Annotated in this window: 13 protein-coding genes; 6 read left to right on the top strand and 7 right to left on the bottom strand. The window is 45.5% G+C overall.

Features of this window, described 5'->3' with window-relative positions:
• The first annotated feature begins 12 nt into the window (after nt 1-12).
• Nucleotides 13-1,680, top strand: a complete 1,668-nt coding sequence (gene ettA / locus X939_RS0108070) for an energy-dependent translational throttle protein EttA (RefSeq protein ID WP_025762753.1) — start codon at nt 13-15, stop codon at nt 1,678-1,680.
• A gap of 401 nt (nt 1,681-2,081) precedes the next feature.
• The gene (locus tag X939_RS0108060; RefSeq protein WP_025762751.1) at nt 2,082-4,355 is read left to right on the top strand and encodes a T9SS type A sorting domain-containing protein; all 2,274 of its coding nucleotides are present in this window, start codon (nt 2,082-2,084) and stop codon (nt 4,353-4,355) included.
• Between the two features lie 87 nt (nt 4,356-4,442).
• On the opposite strand, the gene X939_RS0108055 is transcribed toward X939_RS0108060, so the two are convergent.
• The 7 genes from X939_RS0108055 to X939_RS0108025 form a co-directional block, all read right to left on the bottom strand.
• On the bottom strand, nt 4,443-5,318 hold the full coding sequence (locus X939_RS0108055) for a flavin reductase family protein (RefSeq protein WP_025762750.1): 876 nt from the start codon (nt 5,316-5,318) through the stop codon (nt 4,443-4,445).
• Nucleotides 5,319-5,468: 150 nt separating this feature from the next.
• Nucleotides 5,469-6,716: a fumarylacetoacetase gene (fahA, locus tag X939_RS0108050; RefSeq protein ID WP_025762749.1), complete on the bottom strand. Its 1,248-nt coding sequence runs from the start codon at nt 6,714-6,716 to the stop codon at nt 5,469-5,471.
• Between the two features lie 35 nt (nt 6,717-6,751).
• Nucleotides 6,752-7,474 carry a phenylalanine 4-monooxygenase gene (locus X939_RS0108045; protein ID WP_025762748.1) on the bottom strand — a complete coding sequence of 241 codons (723 nt, stop codon included), beginning with the start codon at nt 7,472-7,474 and terminating at the stop codon, nt 6,752-6,754.
• Between the two features lie 19 nt (nt 7,475-7,493).
• Complete coding sequence (hppD, locus tag X939_RS0108040) at nt 7,494-8,624, bottom strand: 4-hydroxyphenylpyruvate dioxygenase (protein ID WP_025762747.1); 1,131 nt, start codon at nt 8,622-8,624, stop codon at nt 7,494-7,496.
• Nucleotides 8,625-8,669: 45 nt separating this feature from the next.
• Complete coding sequence (locus X939_RS0108035) at nt 8,670-9,833, bottom strand: homogentisate 1,2-dioxygenase (protein ID WP_025762746.1); 1,164 nt, start codon at nt 9,831-9,833, stop codon at nt 8,670-8,672.
• A 209-nt stretch (nt 9,834-10,042) separates the two neighbouring features.
• Entirely contained in the window at nt 10,043-12,679 is a 2,637-nt protein-coding gene (locus X939_RS0108030) for a valine--tRNA ligase (RefSeq protein ID WP_025762745.1), read from the bottom strand.
• Nucleotides 12,680-12,757: 78 nt separating this feature from the next.
• Nucleotides 12,758-14,554 carry a sensor histidine kinase gene (locus X939_RS0108025; RefSeq protein WP_025762744.1) on the bottom strand — a complete coding sequence of 599 codons (1,797 nt, stop codon included), beginning with the start codon at nt 14,552-14,554 and terminating at the stop codon, nt 12,758-12,760.
• 199 nt (nt 14,555-14,753) lie between these two features.
• On the opposite strand from X939_RS0108025, the gene X939_RS22940 reads away from it, so the two are divergent.
• The 4 genes from X939_RS22940 to X939_RS0108005 all read left to right on the top strand — a co-directional run bounded on the left by X939_RS22940 (nt 14,754) and on the right by X939_RS0108005 (nt 20,606).
• A complete protein-coding gene (locus X939_RS22940; protein WP_025762743.1) occupies nt 14,754-15,563 on the top strand; it encodes a T9SS type A sorting domain-containing protein in 810 nt (269 codons plus the stop codon).
• Nucleotides 15,564-15,718: 155 nt separating this feature from the next.
• Entirely contained in the window at nt 15,719-16,285 is a 567-nt protein-coding gene (locus X939_RS0108015; RefSeq protein ID WP_025762742.1) for an adenylate kinase, read from the top strand.
• 33 nt (nt 16,286-16,318) lie between these two features.
• The gene (gene obgE, locus X939_RS0108010; protein WP_025762741.1) at nt 16,319-17,323 is read left to right on the top strand and encodes a GTPase ObgE; all 1,005 of its coding nucleotides are present in this window, start codon (nt 16,319-16,321) and stop codon (nt 17,321-17,323) included.
• Between the two features lie 85 nt (nt 17,324-17,408).
• Nucleotides 17,409-20,606: a T9SS type A sorting domain-containing protein gene (locus tag X939_RS0108005; RefSeq protein WP_025762740.1), complete on the top strand. Its 3,198-nt coding sequence runs from the start codon at nt 17,409-17,411 to the stop codon at nt 20,604-20,606.
• Nucleotides 20,607-20,648 lie beyond the last annotated feature (42 nt).

Below are 20,648 nucleotides of genomic sequence, written 5' to 3'. Positions count from 1 at the left end.
ATTAACTAAAAAATGAGTAACGAAACCATTATTTTCTCGATGTCTGGGGTGAGTAAGGTGATTCCACCTAACCGACATATTATCAAAAACATTTATTTATCATTTTTTTATGGTGCAAAAATTGGAGTGCTCGGCCTCAATGGATCCGGAAAATCTACCCTTCTGCGCATTATAGCTGGTATTGACAAAGATATTCAAGGCGATGTGGTATTTTCTCCCGGCTATTCGGTAGGCATGCTCGAGCAAGAGCCAATTCTGGATCCACAAAAAACCGTTCGCGAAGTCGTCGAAGAAGGTGTACAAGAAATTGTTGATTTGTTAAAAGAGTTTGAAGAAATCAACGAGGCATTTGGTGGTGAAGACCCCGACTTCGACAAACTTCTTGCCCGCCAGGGTGAAGTCCAGGAAAAACTGGATGCCACAGACGCCTGGAATCTGGACAACCGACTGGAAATCGCTATGGATGCCCTGCGTTGTCCTCCCTCAGACACGCTGGTATCGACCCTCTCGGGAGGTGAAAAACGCCGGGTAGCCTTATGCCGGCTCCTGCTGCGCCAGCCCGATGTACTCCTACTCGATGAACCTACCAACCATTTGGATGCAGAATCCGTTCTTTGGCTAGAAGAGCATTTGCGACAATATAAAGGCACCGTAATTGCAGTAACTCACGATCGTTACTTCCTCGATAACGTGGCGGGCTGGATCCTGGAACTCGACCGGGGCGAAGGTATTCCTTGGAAAGGAAATTATACCTCCTGGCTAGAGCAAAAGCAAGAACGGCTCCAGAAAGAAGAAAAAACCGAATCCAAGAGGCAAAAGACCCTTCAACGCGAGTTGGAGTGGGTGCGTATGGCACCTAAGGCTCGTCAAGCCAAATCAAAGGCTCGTTTGGGTGCTTATGAAAAACTACTGGGAGAAGAGACTAAATCCAAAGAAGACAAATTGGAGATATTTATCCCGGCCGGCCCCCGTTTGGGCAACAAGGTTATAGAAGCACATGGAGTGTCCATGGCCTTCGGCGACCGTTTGCTCTACGAAGACCTGAATTTCGCCCTGCCTCCCGCAGGAATTGTGGGAATAATCGGACCCAACGGAGCCGGTAAAACAACCCTCTTTAAGCTTATTACCGGACAGCTTAAACCCACCTCCGGACATTTCGAAGTGGGCGATACCGTACAGCTGGCCTATGTAGATCAGGAACACGACCAGCTCGATCAAGAGAAAACGGTTTATCAGAACATTGCAGACGGAAACGACTGGGTAATGCTGGGAGGAAAACAAACCAATGCTCGGGCCTACGTGAGCCGATTTAACTTCTCAGGAGGTGATCAGGAGAAAAAAGTGGCAACCTTGTCGGGTGGAGAAAGAAACCGGGTCCATCTTGCCATGACGCTTAAGGAAGGTGGAAACCTCCTCCTTCTCGATGAACCCACCAACGATCTGGATGTGAATACGCTCAGGGCTCTGGAAGAAGGTCTTGAGAATTTTGCAGGATGCGCCGTAATCATCTCCCACGACCGGTGGTTCCTCGATCGTGTGGCAACACATATCCTTGCATTTGAGGGTGACTCACAGGTCTACTGGTTCGAAGGAAATTTTTCAGAATACGAAATAAACCGGAAGAAACGCCTCGGCACGGAAGCGACTCCAACCCGGATCAAATACAAAAAACTAGTATAAGACCAAGTTGGAATAGGGAATGCCATAAACACCCGCTTTCCCCTTGCTTTTGCATCTCCGATATTATATAATATCGTAAAAGGCAGCCCAGAAATTGGGCTGCCTTTTTTTTGCATCATAGCAGTGAATCCACCTCAATTCCATTTAGCAAATAAATTAATACTAGAATACCCTTAGGCATGCTAGTATATGCTCTACTATCCATCCTACTTTAATTCTAGGTTAAATTTAAAGTAATTAATATCTTTTGTCGCAATTCTTTTATACTTTTGAAAATCAGGATAAATAAATCCTACATGCACCCCTCTTCTTTTTTGAATATTCAAGACACAGTTTAGCCAATTGTTTAGCAACTCATATCCTTTTCTATTAGCATATTCTTTAGTTTTCAACATTTTTTCATGGGAAATTTTTACCAAAACGGCACAGGTCATTCGAACCTGCTCAAGGTCTGCCTTCGAACTATCATGGTATTTATTCTTATCTCCTGTCTGGGTATTATTGACGTAAAAGCTCAGAGGGAAATTGTTTTAAATACTACCGGATACGGCTTTGATCGAAACAGTGACAATGGAATAAACCCCAACCAATGGCAGTATATTAATAAATTTGCTCAGCTAACCTACTTAGGCCAGGATGCTTCAGTTACCTGTGTCAGGCTGCATATCGAATGGAATCAATATGAGCCCATTCAGGGACAGTATTCAGGTGATAAGCTTGCCCAGGCTGTAGCGGCCATCATCAACCTGAAACCGGGAATGAAAGTAGCCCTACATTTCCCCTACCAAAGACCGGGCTACTGGAACGACAGCTATCTCTCTCAGGATGAAGTCGCCAGAACCTCCAATGGAAGTGCGGTACAACAGATGATTGCCTTCACCTGCCCTTCCATGTATTCCGATCAAACCAAGAATAAATTTCTGGCCTTTGTTGATGATGCCTTGAAAAGCATAAAACCTTATTACAAAAACATCCTTTACGTTCAGATGGGCAATAGTGCCTCTGAAGAATATCTGGCACCTAATCTGATCGTCAATAATACCACCTATGTAGGTTTATACGAGAACGCATCCAGCCAGTCCTGGAGAGATACCTTCCTGAAGAAACGGTATCCCGGGCAGGATAAAATTACCTGGGGCAGCACCTCCTATGAGCGTCAGTCGGCGCCATTGCCAGGAGATACCTACTGGAACACGGATATGGGTCGGGATTTCCACCGATTTGCTGCGTGGGGACTCTTACGTATGTTTAAAGAGTTTCACAGTCTGGTAAAGAGCCATAGTTCAACCCTGAAGGTCCTGTATTTCATCTCGGATTTAGGAGGGGGACAAGGCAACGTGCGCCATATGCACACCAGCTCTGTACCTCTCGCTCTAGATCTAGCCGATGGCGTATATACTTCAGACGGCACCAATCAATATGATTTATGGCGTAAAATTTCCGGGGTAGATGTCATCAAAGGTTCGGCCCCTAATAAAATTGCTGCGATAGAATTCGACCCGGAAGACTTAGGAGAGCCTAAGGGACAGCAAACCCTAGATCCGGCCTTAGCCGATGAGTGGATAGACAGAGCCTTTAAGCATGGAGTCAATTATGTGCATTTGGCTATGCACTTTCATGACGCTCAAATGAGCTATGTATCCAGAGCTTTGGCTACAGTAAAAGCCAAATATATTATGCAACCTTATAGTCCGCCTGCGAGGAAGGCTGCACGGGATGCTAATATTTTTCCTGAGGTTTTTAATGACCGATATTTATTTGATGACTGGTATAATCAAGGTGGGGGAAATTGGGCCTCCAGTGATGTGAATCCTGTTTCTATTAAAATGCAGGATTATGGGTACTGGGATAATGTATGGAATACCGACCCCTATTTACCATGTAACTTTGTAGTAAATCAGCAAACCCTTCAGCCGGTAAAACCTGGAGAAACCGTTACGATAAAACCAACATGCCAAGGGGAAGAGTGCGATCGGGTGTTTCTCAAATGGGATGGAGCCGGTGTCAATAACGTAGTCGGATCATCTATTACCTTTACGGCCCCCTCCGCGGAAGGCATTTACACGTATACCACGCAGATTAACCGAAGCGGATGCCCCCAACAGAATATGACCACTTCGCTCAAAGTTAGCCAGCCTCTTCCTGTAACGCTGATAACTTTTGAAGGCCAGGTGGAAGAAACAAAGGTAAAGCTTCATTGGAAAACCGCCCAGGAAATTAATAGTGATCGGTTTGAGATAGAAAAAATGAATGCCGACAAATCTTGGTATGTCATTGGCAATATATCCAGCACCGGAGTTTCCCATGTATCTCAGCAGAACTATCAGTTTGTCGATCACCAACCACAATTGGGCGAAAATATTTATCGCCTTAAAATGGTAGATGCAGACGGCTCATATGCCTACAGCCGACTGCTGGCCGTACTGTTTTCTCCCGATTCCGGTCCCGTTCTTTACCCCAACCCGGCGCGTGCCTTCTTGAAGATCGAGGATGCCACATGGAGCCAGGTTTCGGAAATTCAAATTTTCAATAAGAGTGGCCAGATAGTAAACCGGCCAGGAAAATCCGATACCGCAGAAATCAATATACAGCAACTTCCTGAAGATCAATATACCCTTCAGCTCCTGTACAATACGGGGCAAAAGATTTCATTGCCATTTGTCAAAATCAACTAATTATTAAAGCTTCACAACCACTAAATACCTTTGCACCATACACACAGGAGGCTAGCTGCCGGCACCACTGGTGCCGGCCTCAGCTGCTCAGCATACCTGCAACAGCAGAAGCCAAGCCTCCTCAATTTGTCCATTGTGCAATAATTTTTGAGCCTCCCAATGTACCAGGTCGGGCATATATTGACACCCGGATTCGGAGGCATCCACTAACCTTTTAAAAGACTCTAGCTGCCCAAAATTCTTAACTGTCTGCAGGTTGGGCAGGGCGGAAACACTGGCCAAAAGACCCAGGTCGTTCCCAGTCAGTATCCTTGAGTTACGAACAGAAAATGGTAAACCATCAAAGCCAATTCCCATCTGGGGACGGGGCACTTGGAATAAGGACTCCCCCCTGGTATGCGAAAACCAATCGCCTCCCAGCCGTGCTACCCAGTCGGTTTTAAGTTGGTCGATTTGTCCGTTGGAATCAAAAAGTTCGTCTGAAAAATGGCCCAAAATCACCTCAGCAAGAATTAACTGCATGGATCCTTTCTCGATGATATCGAAAACCCTGCATTCTAACTGCACTGGAGATTCCTTCACCCGGGGCGGAGCTACTCTGACGGCGGGTAATTCCGTAAATCCTGCCTTTTCAAATTCATTCACCCCTCGAGCAAATTCGGCACTGGCCAGTGATATTTGATTAACCATCGAGCTGGTGACCATATTAATGACTATTTCCGGCACCTCATTTACATTGAGGGCCGTATGTTTCTGGCTTTGATCAGCACCTCGTCGGTTGGGTGCCAGGGCGATGATGGGTGGGTCAATTCCCATCATATTAAAAAAACTAAAAGGACTAAGGTTGACTCTACCTTGGGAATCTACCGTGCTGGCGAATGCGATAGGCCGGGGTGCTACCGAAGCAGTCATATGTTTATAAAATGCCCTGGGGCTTATTTCCAAAGGGTCTATTGTCTTCATAAGCTTCAATTTCTTGATAATATAGGATCCTGACTACATAACCGTATGAAACGCACATTCGTTTAACAGAGTTAATTTAAACTATTTATAGTTTTTTTCTCGCACCAAGTACGTTGCGGACGAAAATCCTGGGGAGCTGTAGTCTACTTCTTAGGTATGGGCCGGTAGGATACGGGTCTGAAGATTTCCAAAACCAATTCGTCCACTCGGTCCCTGACAGTATCCCTTAATCAGGATCTCATCTCCGTCTTCCAGATAGTGGCGGCTATGAACATCGTCCAATAAGACAGGTTCTTTCCCCCCGGCTGTAGCCTCCAGTAAACATCCTTCCATCCCTTTGGTTGGACCGCTAATTGTCCCTGTGGCCAATAAGTCTCCAATTTTAAGGTTGCACCCACTTACGGTATGATGCGCTAATTGCTGGCTAATGGTCCAATATAAATAAGAAGAATTAGTACGGGCAAGTGGATACCATGAACCATTCTTGGGGCGAAGAGACACGGAAAGCTCAATGTCGAATCCCCTACGTGTCGGATCCTCAAGATATTCTAGCGGCTTAGGAAATTGCTTTACTGGAGGGGAACGAAACGCTTCCAGCGCATCCAGTGTTACCACCCAAGGTGAAATACTAGAGGCAAAATTTTTACTGGTAAAGGGCCCTAACGGCTGATATTCCCAGCGTTGCAAGTCACGAGCCGACCAGTCATTGAATAGCAATACCCCGAAGATATATGCTTCGGCCTCCTCAGAAGTGATGGGCTGCCCCAACTCCGAATCCTTGCCCACCACAAAAGCGAGCTCCAGCTCATAATCCAACTCTCGGGTAGGTGTATATATAGGCTCTGCCGATTCATCGCTTAGCACCTGCCCCCAGGGCCTACGCACAGGGCTATGCGAACTTATGATAGATGAAGCACGACCATGGTAAGCCACCGGAAGGTGCTTCCAATTGGGCATCAGGGGTTGATGAGGACGAAACAATTTCCCGACGGCTAAAGCGTGCTCTTGACTGGAGTAAAAATCGGTATAATCTCCGACCTGTATAGGCAAAAGCATGTGCACCTCTGCCTGCTTCACCAAAATCAGACTCGCCCACTGAGCCAAGGTTGAGTCTCTATTGCAAAGTTGCTCCTGAAGCACCGTCCGGATATAAGTCCAGTAAGGTCGCCCCATAGCTATGAAATCGTTGAGAGTGGATCTTTCAAAAACATTTTGGTCCAAAGGAAAATCCTGAAAAACCCCCTTTTGGCAGGCCATATTCATATCAATGATATAATTCCCTATGGCCACTCCCAGAACTGGTATCGAAGATGGCCTACAAAATATACCGTAGGGAAGATTCTGTAAAGAAAAATCCGACTCTTCCGGGATATCAAGCCATGGGCGCTTATTTTTCATTGCCTGTGGGTAAAATTAAAGAAAAGATATTCATTTCAAGTTCCTACATACGTTTGTAAGTTGTCTTCTAGGTCCTGGATAGAATTGTAAAGTTGCTCATAAGAGTCTATAACGAAATAATGCTGCTGATAATGATCGATATAGTACGGAGTGCTCAGGACCTGAGAGAGGTCAAAATCAAGTTTGGGAATAGTTGGACCCAGACAATACAAGCTTTCCCCTGCTGAAGAGAGGATACCTCCTCCATATATCTTCAGTTTACCTTCCTCCCGGATCAAGCCGAATTCTACAGTATACCAATATAGTCGGGAAAGTCGCTGTAGAGCATCTTCCTGATCGATAAAGCGAAGGGCAACTTCACTGAGATGAGCCATAAAATTACAAAAATCGGGATTGCTTAGTAACGGAACATGACCAAAGCTGTCATGGAACATATCTGGCTCCTCCAGATAATCCTGCTGATCGGGTTGGCGTAGCCAGCTACTAGCGGGAAATTGTTTGCGATACAAATGGGTATAGAACTCCTGATGTGGAATGAGGCCCGGAACGACATACACTTCCCAGCCCGTAAGGGCTCTTAGGGCAGGATTTGTCTCCTGGGCAAAATTAGGAATATGGTCGGCCACAAATTTTACTTTATCGATACCTTCCAAATAGCCTTTACTGGCAATGGTAGGAAGGATTTCCATCTGTCGGTTATAAAGCCTTTTCCACATGAGCTGGTCGGCCTCAGTATATAGGTTATATTGCTGGTCCATCATCGTATCCTATTCATAGTTAAAGGGTACCTCTCTGCATTTGTTCTCTTTCTATAGCTTCAAAAAGGGCCTTAAAATTCCCTTTTCCAAAAGATTTCGCACCCTTTCTCTGAATAATCTCGAAGAATAGCGTAGGTCGTGGCATGATGGGTTGGGTAAAGATTTGCAACAGATACCCTTCGTCATCCCTATCAACCAATATACCCAGTTCTCTGAGTTCGGCTAGGTCCTCATCTATCTCCCCTACCCGGCTCACCAGTTCCTCGTAGTAGGTGCCCGGGATCTTTAAGAAGGTCACCCCCCTCTCCTTGAGCTTACCAACCGTAGCTAAGATATCATGGGTGGCAACCGCTATATGCTGCACCCCGGCCCCTCCATAAAACTCCAGATATTCTTCTACCTGAGATTTCTTTTTCCCCTCTGCAGGTTCGTTTATAGGGAACTTAATACGCCCGTTTCCATTGCTCATAACCTTACTCATTAGCGCGGTATATTGGGTAGAGATGTCCTTATCGTCAAAGGAGGCCATGGTAGTAAACCCCATAACCCGTTCATAAAATGAAACCCAGGTATTCATTTCGTTCCATCCTACATTGCCTACCATATGGTCTATATACTCCAGCCCTACTGGGGAGGGTCGATGCTCCGGATTCCAGGGAACAAAACCCGGCAGAAAGACGCCATTATAATTCTTTCGCTCTACAAAGACATGCACCGTATCTCCGTAAGTGTGGATACCAGAACGCAGCACTTCCCCCTGGTCATCGGTCTCCCTAATGGGTTCCATATACGCTTTACCCCCTCTGCTTGTCGTCTCTTGAAAGGCTTTCCGAGCATCCTCTACCCATAAGGCTATTACCTTCACTCCGTCTCCATGTAAGTCGATATGTTGGCCAATGTCGGTACCACCATGCAGGGGGGAGGTGAGCACCAGCCTGATTTTCCCCTGAACCACCACATAGGATTCCCGATCATTCAATCCCGTTTCCAGGCCTGCCATAGCCAAGGGCTGAAAACCAAAGGCATTTTGAAAATAATGTGCCGATTGCAACGCATTACTGACATAAAGTTCGACATAATCAGTACCATTAATGGGCAAAAAGTCCTCGGAAGAAGATTTCATTTGCCTTTCATTCTGCAAAGTTTCCATGATATTTTTGACAATTTAAGGTCTCCATCTAAAATGCTTAACCGGCTAATCATCCAGCCAACTTTTGTAATAAACTCCGTCATCGAGCTGCATGGCAGCTTCCGTGAGCATAAGCGGACGAAAAGTATCTATCATGACGGCCAGTTCCTGGGTTTGCTTTTTTCCTATACTCCGCTCATAGGCGCCAGGGTGCGGACCATGTGGGATACCTCCTGGGTGCAATGTAATATGCCCTTGTTCAATATCGTTTCGACTCATAAAGTCCCCATCTACATAATAGAGGACTTCGTCCGAATCTACATTACTGTGATTATAGGGTGCAGGAATGGCAAGAGGGTGGTAATCGTACAGGCGTGGACAGAAGGAACAAACTACAAACGCTGTAGTTTCAAAGGTCTGATGCACGGGTGGTGGCTGATGGATGCGCCCGGTTATAGGCTCAAAATTATGAATAGAAAATCCCCAGGGATAATTGTATCCATCCCAACCCACTACATCGAAAGGATGCGTGACATATTCCAGAGGGTGTATCTGATTTTGCTTTTTTATTTTTATCAAAAATGATCCCCGCTCATCGTAGGTAATCAGATTTTGAGGCAAAATATAATCGCGTTCGCAATAAGGAGCATGCTCCTGAAGCTGTCCGAAATAGTTTCGGTATCGCTTAGGGGTATAGATAGGAATGCGTGATTCTAAATAAAGCAGTCTATTTTCGTCCGTATCGAAGTCTATCTGATAAATTACCCCCCTTGGAATAAGCAGGTAATCTCCTTCAACAAAGGGGAGCTCTCCAAAAAAACTGAGCATGCGACCGCTTCCCTTATGGATAAATAATAATTCGTCAGCATCTGCATTTTTATAAAAATAAGTCATGGGTCGTCTCATGGGAGCCGCCAGACCTATGAGTACATCTGCATTTACCAAAACTGGTATTCTACTTTCCAGATAGTCTGCTGCAGGGGCTACTCCAAACCCTATGAACTTGCGCATGGTTAGGTTGTTGGCCACCACCACCTTAGGCGAAACGTCGTAGGCCTGGCCCACTTTCCTTACCTGGGTGGGCCGGTGTGTATGGTAAAGTAGTGAGGACATACCCTCAAAACCTATGGTGCCAAACAGTTCCTCATAATAGAGTGTATTATCAAGCACTTTCCGAAATTGAGTATGCCTTTTGGGAGGCAATTTTCCAAGTCTATGATAAATGGGCATAACCTTACCTTTAGGTATTTAAACATTGAAACCCCTGGGGGAAAATTCAATAAAAAAAGTAGCTAAACAAACTATTGCTACAACAACAATAATACAGATAAATTACTATTTAAACAAATAATATAATTATTTTGACCTTTATTATCCAAACAAAAAAGCCAGTAACGAAGTGATATCGTTACTGGCTTTAACTAATATAACAGAAATATTTAGCTTAAACGGGCCAGTGCTTCTTGCAAGGTTATAATTTTTGCCTCAGCATCTGCTAGCTTTTGTCTTTCCTTTTCTACAATATCTCCTTTGGCATTTTGAACGAACCGTTCGTTAGAGAGCTTCTTGGCTACCGAGTTTTTAAAACCCAAAGTATATTCAAGCTCCTTTAGCAGATTGGCTTTTTCTTCTTCTACATCCACTTCTCCCTGCAAATTCACAAAAAACTCATCCGATTTCACCCTAAACGAATTTCCTTCTCCCTCTTCCGAAACCATCTGCAGTTTCTCTACATTGGCAAGTTTAGTAATCAGATCCTCCAGACGTTTAAAGCGATCGGGGTTATCGGTACGTACTGATAAGGGCAGTGTAATTTTAGGACTTAAATTTTTGGCATTTCTCAAGTTCCGGATAGCCGACACGAGTTCAAAAAGAATCTCAAAATCGGCGATAAGGGCCAGATCCACAGCATCCTCAGCCTTTGGAAAGGCGGCAATACAAATACTATCATTGGTTTTGCGTTCCCGGATATTCTGCCAGATCTCCTCTGTAATAAATGGAATAAAGGGATGAGCTAAGCGCATTAATCTATCAAAAAATGAAAGAGTCAGTTCAAAGGTAGGTGCATCGATAGGCTGCTCATATGCTGGCTTAATCATCTCCAGATACTGAGCACAAAAATCATCCCAGATCAGTTTATATACGAGGTTTAGCGCATCAGAAATTCTATACTTTTCAAAATGATCTTCCAGTTCAAGCAAGGTCTGGTCCAGTTTGGCAGCAAACCAGCGGGCGGCTAGTGCCGACCCCTGTGGCGCAGTAAGGGTTGCATCTACTTCCCAGCCTTTTACCAATCGGAAGGCATTCCAGACCTTATTACAGAAATTACGCCCTTGTTCCACCAACTTTTCGTCATAGGGCAGGTCATTACCTGCCTGGGAGCTAAATAGCATTCCTGTCCTGATTCCATCCGCTCCGTATTGCCCAATCAGATCGATGGGGTCGGGTGAATTACCCAGGGATTTAGACATTTTCCGCCCTTGCTTATCGCGGACTATCCCCGTTAGGTATACATTTTTGAAAGGATAGGTACCTTTATATTCATACCCAGCAATGATCATCCGGGCTACCCAGAAAAACAAGATCTCTGGAGCCGTCACCAAATCATTGGTAGGATAGTAATAATTAATATCTTCATTCTCGGGCTCTTTAATACCATTAAAGACGGACATGGGCCAAAGCCAGGACGAGAACCAAGTATCAAGAACATCGGGATCCTGCTCAAGATCTTCTTCGGTTAGAGCAAATAATTGGAGGTCATGCTGGGCCTTTCTTAAGGCTTCCCGCTTGGTTTTCGCTACGATAACCGTACCGTCCTTCAGGTAAAAGGCAGGAATTCTATGCCCCCACCATAACTGTCGGCTGATGTTCCAGTCGCGGACATTTTCCATCCAGTGCCGGTAGGTATTCTTAAATTTGGCAGGAATCAGCTGTACGGTGTCGTTCATTACATGCTCCAAGGCAGGCTTGCTGATGTCTTCCATTTTTAGGAACCACTGTTCCGAGAGGCGAGGCTCTATCACGGAGTCCGTCCGTTCCGAATGTCCTACATTGGATCGATACTCTTCAATTTTTACTAAATTGCCCGAAGCTTCGAGCAGTTTTACAATTTTCTTCCGAGCCACAAACCGGTCTTCACCTACCAGTATCTGCGCCCTTTCGTTGAGGGTACCATCCTCGGCCAGCAAATCGATAATGGGAAGATGATGCCTTTTCCCGAGCTCATAATCGTTGGTATCGTGCGCCGGGGTCACCTTGAGGCAACCCGTTCCAAACTCCATCTCTACATAATCGTCTGCTATGATAGGGATGGCACGGTTTACCAGGGGAACCATGACTTTTTTCCCTATGAGATGCTGATACCTTTCATCGGCCGGATTGACACAGATGGCTACGTCAGCCATGATTGTTTCGGGTCGGGTAGTCGCAATTACGATTCCTTGATCGGTACCCTGGGCCTCTTCCAGGTCATATCGAAGGTATACCAAACGTTGATTCACCTCCTTCATTATCACTTCCTCATCAGACACCGTTGTTTTGGCCTGAGGGTCCCAGTTTACCATACGGTGACCTCGGTAAATTTTACCTTTGTTAAAGAGATCTATAAAAACATCGATTACTGAGTCGTAGAGGTCCGGCTCCATGGTAAAACGTGTACGGCCCCAGTCGCATGACGCTCCTAGCTTACGCAATTGTTTTAGTATAATTCCACCATATTTATGCGTCCATTCCCAACAGTGTTCCAAAAATTCGTCACGGGACAGGTCTTTTTTCTGGATACCTTTTTCTTTGAGCATCGCCACTACCTTAGCCTCCGTAGCAATGGAGGCATGATCTGTACCCGGCACCCAGCAAGCCTCCTTACCTTCCATGCGGGCCTTACGAATAAGGATATCCTGAATGGTATTATTGAGCATGTGCCCCATATGCAACACTCCTGTTACATTTGGAGGAGGTATGACAATGGTGTAAGGTTCTTTATCGGGATTTGGCTTAGAATTGAAAAACTTATTTTCAATCCAATATTCATACCATTTATCCTCTATTTCCTGTGGAGCATAGGTTTTGGAAATCATTCTTATAGAATAAAATGCGTGATTTTACGCGTTACTACCTTAAAAAGTAGGCAAGTTATCATTTGAAACGCAGATATTCTAAATTTCTAACGGAAACCAGAGTGTGAACACACTGCCTAGCCCCAGCTTACTTTCTACTGATATAGTTCCCTGATGTGCCTCCACCATTTTTTTGACATAACTAAGCCCTAGGCCAAACCCTTTTACATCGTGTACGTCACCTGTGGGAACCCTATAAAATGTTTCAAAAATACGGGACTGTTGCTCTTTGCTAAGCCCCAGTCCACGATCACTAATCATGATCTGGACTCCTTGCTGTACATTGGCGGTACGGATGTCGATAAATAATTCCTTAGGAGAATATTTAATGGCATTGTCTAAAAGGTTTTTCAAAATATTAATTAGATGGACCTCGTCTCCTTTTACCGTATCATGCTCGGCTTCCAAACTCAGATTTACAACTCCATTTTTTCTTTCGATCTGCATCGACAAGCTATTGAGCGCCTGGGTAAGCAACTCCTGCACCGAAACATGCTCCATGTTGAGTTTCACCTCCCCCTTGTCCAGCATGGCCATTTGCAAAACCTTCTCAACATGAATGCCCAACCGTTTGTTTTCTTCTTGAATAATACCCAGGTACCTCCCCATTCTGGATTCAGCAGGAGTAGGTGCCTGTCCTTCCACGTTTTCATGCGCCATGTCCACAGCCAGGCCTATGGTAGAAATAGGCGTTTTGAGTTCATGGGTCATATTATTGATAAAGTCGGTTTTGATATCCGACATTTTCTTTTGACGAATAATAGTGGACACAGCCATATAGAAACAGGCCATGACGATTAATATTAATGCTCCGGAACCTCCAAAAAGCATCCCCATATTGCTAAGTATATATTTCTCCTGATCGGGGAAGTAGACCATCAACATGTTCTGGCTAGGTGCCATTTCATTTGGGAACAGGGCAGCTTTATACGACCTAGCCTGCCATTCCGGTGCATTCATTTGGGTGGTCGCCAGAACGAAATCCTTAGGGTCTGCATTTTGAACGGCAAATTCGAAGGGAATGTCAATTCCATTCTCTCGAAATTCCTTTCGCAATAGTGTATCTAAAAGAAAGCGATTAACACGCTCCTGAATAGGCCTTTTGGTATACATCAAATCCTGCATGACTTCGCGGAGTAGGCCCACCCGATCGGGCTCTATTGTCGGGTGGCTAGTAAGAGGCAAGGCAGAAGCCTTTTTTTTCAATGGCTTATTCCTCGTGGCAGATTCTGAACTTCGTTGCTGCCTAAGGGCAGGAGTAGGCTCCTTTTCCTTTCCTGCGAAGGCATCCGAAAATGCCTTTCCCAACTTGCGCTCATCATCCATTCGTCGCCGGACAAATTCGTCCATACCTGCAGCGCCAAATCGCTGGGCCTGGAAAAATTCATCCATAATTTGTTGCTGGAACTCGGCCAGGATTCTAAAATTTGGGCTGAGCACGTCGGTGGGTACCGACTCAGTGACGATCTCATAATGAATCTCCTCCCCATGAGGCCCCATAATAACCTTATACTTGGCACCCGGTTGAGGGTCCGTTCGGGTATCAGCAGGCACAGGTTTGTCTTTGGGTTGCTGCAAGGGCGTTTGTTTTAATGTGGCAATCCTGTCTAAACGGTTTTTTTGTTGCTCACTGTCAATTCGCTGTTGCAGCAGATACATCATCTCTTGTTTTTCCAGCCGATGTACAACCTCCTGCACCGACTCTGCCACCTTGTGGTTGAACTGATCATGCCGTATGTCCATCGCCTCCTTGATCCAATACCATTGAAGTCCTACCAGACCAAACATAGCCAGACACATCAAACCTATTATAATTTGTATTTTCCTTTTGGTCATATAATTTTTTGGCTTATCGGTGCAACGTTGAAGGGTACTGTTTCGTCTTTGCAACGCCCTTCTACTCTTCACGCTCAGAACAAATTTAAAGCCAATTGGTACCAAAGCACAGCATTTAACAAATTTTAACAGGACTGCATATCAATCGGTTAACCACTTTAAGTAAATTATTGTCTCATCTATCATTCGATTTACAATTATGAAAGCCTTACAATTTAGTCGGAACCTGGTATCAGGACTTAGCCTGGCTCTTATGGCTATGGTGTACCCATCCCAAGCTCAAGAGAAAACGTCTTCCAAAACAAAGATTAATATCCGGATTACGGAAGAACTAGATGGTCGGTCTAAGGAGATTGTCAGGGAGTACAGCCTCTCTGATCTGAATCATGAACAAAGGGAGGAGCTCATCGAGCAGATTTTAGACTCGATAGACCAAAAAAGGGGCGCCAAAAGGGCTTCAATAGACTCTAGCGAAATGGCCAAAAATAAGAATCGCATGGAAGAACGTCGAAAACTTCATGTCAACCGCCGAATTTTTGGTCCAGAAGAAGAGGATAGTTTCGTGTATCACTGGGAAAATATGGAAAGAGATCTGGAACGGATCTCAGGCGATATTGAAAACAGAATGATGCATTTAAAACGAGACTTTAGTCCAAAAGCAAGGGCACTGATGAAGGAGATGGAGTCTTGGGGAGAACGGTTTGAAAACAGAATAGGCGATATAGGAAAGGATGAAGTAAGCACGGCAAGCATGGTAAAGGGTCTGAGTATTCACCCCAATAAGCCTCATAACGGCGTAATTAACCTACGTTTCCAGACCCTTCATAAAGGGGATGTCCACATACGTATAACCGACACCAAAGGTAAGGAAGTAGGTGAGCGGGTTATAAAAGATTTTGAAGGAGAATTTGTAGGGCAAGTACCCATCAAAAAAAACACGCATGGGACCATATTTGTAATGGTAACCATGGGTGAAGATGGAAGCGTACGCCGAATGGTTATACCCTAGCCCTTCCCATTTTCGTACTTAAAGAATCCCCGTGCACCAGCTTGTATGGGGATTTTATTTTAAAATATTGAATGATAATTAGCTGACAAAGACTAAGAATTGTATTTTTGCCGAAAACAACCATCATTTGCGACACCCAATCTTAAGAAGATACTATGCTCAATCTTATTCTTTTTGGCCCTCCAGGGGCTGGGAAAGGCACTCAAAGTGAGAAGATCATTGCCCAATACCAACTAATCCATTTGTCTACTGGCGACTTACTCCGTTCCGAAATACAGCAAGGGACTGACCTAGGCTTAAAGGCAAAAACCCTGATGGACCAAGGGTTACTCGTGCCCGACGAAGTGGTTATTGGCATGATTGAAAACAAGCTTAAAGAAAATCGTCAGGCAGCAGGATTTATCTTCGATGGTTTTCCTCGTACAGTAAAACAAGCAGAGGCCCTCGATACGTTATTGACTTCTTATGGGGAATCAATTCAGGTAATGATAGGTTTAGAAGTGACAGACGAGGAGTTACTCGCGCGACTGCTCAACCGTGGAAAAACCTCTGGTCGACCAGATGATCAGAATGAGGACTTGATTCGTAAGCGCATACAAGAGTACAATTCAAAGACCACGCCAGTTGCCGACTACTATCGTTCTCAGGACAAATATGTAGCGGTACAGGGTATTGGAGAAATTCAGGAGATATTCCAAGCCATCACAGCGGCCATAGGCTAGGCCAAGTTACTTTTTATTACCAAAAACAAAATAATGGCTTCTTCAAATTTCATCGATTACGTAAAAATTAATGTCAAATCGGGTGCCGGGGGAGCCGGCGCATTACACTTCCGCCGCGAGAAACACGTGGAAAAAGGGGGACCCGATGGAGGGGATGGAGGAAGAGGAGGACACGTAATCCTGAAAGGAAATTCTCAACTCTGGACGCTGTTACACCTTAAATATACCAAACATGTTAAGGCATTTAACGGAAAAGCAGGGGAAGGAGGACGCCGTACCGGGTCTGAAGGAAAAGACATTATTTTAGAGGTTCCCTTAGGGACCATTGCCCGCATGGCCGAAACCGGCGAACAGGTCTGCGAAATTACAGAAGATGGTCAGGAGATAATATTACTAAAAGGAGGCCGCGGAGGAATGGGCAACGACCATTTTAAATCGGCCACCAACCAAACGCCACAGCATGCTCAGCCTGGCGAGCCTGGTGGTGAAGAATGGGTGATACTGGAGCTGAAAGTCCTTGCGGATGTCGGCCTGGTAGGATTCCCGAATGCTGGTAAGTCCACCTTGCTAGCAGCCGTTTCTGCAGCCCGGCCCGAAATTGCCGACTACCCTTTTACTACCCTGGTGCCTAACCTAGGGGTGGTGCCATACCGAGATTTCCGCTCCTTTATTATGGCAGACATACCTGGTATCATTGAAGGAGCCTCTCAGGGCAAAGGGCTTGGAATACGTTTCCTGAGACATATAGAAAGAAACTCCATTCTTTTATTCATGGTACCCGCCACCAGTGAGGATATTATGGCCGAATACCAGACCCTCCTGCAAGAGCTTAACTTGTATAATCCCGAATTACTGGATAAAAACAGGATTCTGGCCATTACGAAAATGGACACAATAGCTGAAGACGATCGACCAGCCCTCAAGGCCCAATTGCCTTCAGAGTTAACTATTCACTATATTTCAGCAATAACCCAAGAAGGAATTGAACAATTAAAGGATGCGATATGGAATCGCATCAATCAGACGTTAGACGCATAATAAGTTTTTTGCGGTAAAGACAACCATTTCCTCTTACTTTGGTGTCACCCAAGAAATACTTTTAAAATTGCCGTTTACCGTAGCCATGAAAATAACTTTACCGATTGTATTAAAGATTGTTCTATTCTGTATTGCTATAAGTCTAGAGTCTCTTGGCCAGATTAGTATCAATTATCCAATGGACCGGCTGGTGGTTCAGAGAAATAGTAATAACCGAGCGACAATCCGGGTGAGTGGAAGCTTCAAACAGCATATCGACAAAGTCGAGGCAAGGCTTGTTGCCCTTCAAGGTGGTTCGAATATCGACTGGCATGTGCTTCAAAATAGTCCTCAGGGCGGTTTTTTCGAAGGAAGTATAGAGGCCTTTGGTGGTTGGTATAAATTGGAGGTAAGGGGTAAGAATGGAGCCTCCGATGTGGGCATGGCAACAGTAGAGCATGTAGGAATCGGAGAGGTATTTATTGTCAGTGGACAGTCCAATGCCCAGGGATACGACCAATACGGCAGCCCCGAAGTTACTGATGACCGTGTAAACACGGTTAATTTTGATAATATCAACGACAGTGGGGCATCTGGCCTTCCCTACCCACAGTTCAGTCATCTGGATACTCATTCCAAAATCTCGCCCCGAGGCCTGTCGGCATGGGCCTGGGGAGCTCTTGGCGACAAGCTGGCCCAAAGACTGAACGTTCCCATCCTGTTTTTCAATACCGGCTACGAGGGTACACAGGTACGCACCTGGAGGGAGAGCATCTCCGGAACGGCGTACTCGCCTTATGCCCCATATCCTTATTCCCCAAGTGGGATGCCCTTCATCAATTTAAGGTGGGTCATGCAGTACTATATTCCCATCACAGGGCTTCGGGCAGTGTTATGGGAGCAGGGTGAAGCGGATAATTATTTTGCGAATCACCCTGAATTTGCCACCACCAGCGATAAATATGCCCTGGACCTTAAAGCGGTAATAGAAGCTAATAGGAGGGAAAGTGGGAAGAATGTCTCTTGGATGATATCGCTAAGTAGTTACGACAACAGCAGAGGGGTCAATCAAATGGTAAGAAATGGTCAGTTACAAGCTATCAGCACCAGCACCAATACATTCCAAGGGCCAGATACTGATATCATTCAAATTCCCAGAGACAATACCTTCAACCGAGGCGATGGAGTTCATTTTACTGATGGAGGCATTAGCCAATTGGCCCAGGCTTGGAATGCCAAGTTGGATGATGCATTTTTTAATAGTTCCATTCCTCATCCCGCCGTTGGGCCATTAAGTGTCTCAGTGGCCTGTTCCGGAAGTTCCCTCCGACTTACCGTCACCAACTCCGGATACAGTGCACATAGCTGGAGCAACGGGCAGGCAGGAACCAATATTACGGTTGGCAATGGGAGCTTCCGCGCCAAGGCCCTCGATTCTTTTGGCAATTATATCTTTTCGCCCGAAATCATTATTTCTGAAGCTATCCAAGGGCCTAAACCTACTATCAGCATAGAGGGAAGCAACCCAGTATGTTTGGGCAATACGGCCACCTTAATTTCAAGTGCTACAGATGCTATAAAATGGAATACCGGATCGACCTCGCCCCGTTTGCCTGTGACGGCCAGCGGGCAATATACCGTGACTTCCCAAAGTGTCTATGGTTGTGAAAACACTTCAGATCCTTATCAGATTACCATACTTACGTCACCCCTTCCAGCCAAACCATCCATTCAGGCTGGTGGAGCCACTACATTTTGCGAGGGGGGGTCGGTTACTCTTCAGTCTTCCAGCAGCCTAAAAAACGTCTGGTCTAATGGAGCCACTTCAGCCAGCATCCAAACTTCGCAGTCGGGAACCTTTACGGTAAAAGCCTTAGATAATGTGGGCTGTTTTTCTCCTGAATCAGACCCCGTTACCGTCAAGGTGAATCCCAACCCCGCCAAGCCACAAATTGCCTTGAGCCGAAATCCTAATTTTTGTGAGGGTGAAACCTTGGTGCTTACTTCAAATTATGATTCGGGAAACCTGTGGAATACCGGTTCTACCTCCAAAGCAGTTACTACAACCATTTCCGGTACATTTTCTGTAACGCAAACCGACATCAATGGCTGCAAGTCGGTCTCTGACGTGATTACCACCAAGGTAAATCCACTTCCAGCGACCCCTTCTATCGTCTCACTTAAACCTACTACGTTTTGCGAACGCGATTTTACGTTATTGCAAAGTACCCCCGCATATATTTACGTATGGAGTAACGGCTCCAACAACCCCGAGATTGCTGTTTACGAAAGTGGAGATTATACCATTTCTGCCAAGGATGCCAATGGTTGCATTTCTCCTCCGTCGGCGGTTACTAAGGTGGTAAAAAACCCCCTCCCCCCCCGTCCTAGCATTACTGCTTCGGGTCCGACTACGTTTTGCGCCGATAAGACCATCACCCTGCAGGCCCCATCGGCTACAGCATACAAGTGGAGTTCAGGACAGAGCACGGCTTCCATAGCCGTTAATAATACTGGGAGCTTCTATGTACAGACACTCAATGAATATAATTGCATTTCCGATCCAAGTAGCACCATTAATACCAGAGCACTGGCCCTCCCCCCCGCCCCAGTAGTGACTCTGGAAGGCCCTGCGACCTTTTGTGCGGGAGACCAAACCCGGCTGGCGGCTCAGCCCGCAGGTAATATAATCTGGAGCGACGGTCAGACTCAGCCTGTCGTTTCTATAGGGCAGTCAGGGACCTATACTGCTCGACTTATCGACACGCAAGGCTGTTATTCCGTTGCTTCCAACAGCGTAACTATCGACGCAAAACCTGCCCCCACCGTTCCCGAAATCAGACAGGTAGGCGTATATACGCTCCAAGCTGAAAATAATTTACACTCAGGGATATTTAATTGGCAGAAAGATGGGAAACCCCTTAGCCAAACCAGTATCTCCATCAAATCTGCAGAGTCAGGGGTATTTCAAGTAAGCAATAGTATCGTGTATTCTCCACAACTTACTTGTAGTTCCGCCTTATCCGAACCCTTTACCTTTGTAGCCACCGTGAATGCAGGTGAGATGATCATCTACCCCAACCCCATGGTTTCGGACAACCTGACCTTGGAGACCTGGCACGACTTGTCCAATGCGACTATACAGATCATAGATTTACGCGGAATTGTTCACAAAACCATACAAATTCAGGAATTAAAAACGCAACAATTTATTAGAGTATCCGATCTCTCGGCTGGCACCTATCTCGTTCGGGTTTTGTCGGATAATTACAGTGGGGTAAAGAAGTTTGTCGTAGCGCGGTAGGCATTCTGTTTTTCCGCATAGGTAAAAAAACGGAATAGTTAT

Origin of the sequence: Dyadobacter tibetensis Y620-1, assembly GCF_000566685.1 — a bacterium.
In the GTDB taxonomy this organism is placed as follows: Bacteria; Bacteroidota; Bacteroidia; order Cytophagales; family Spirosomataceae; genus Dyadobacter; species Dyadobacter tibetensis.
Note: the sequence above shows the minus strand (reverse complement) of the source record. Positions and strands in the feature narration are given on the sequence as shown.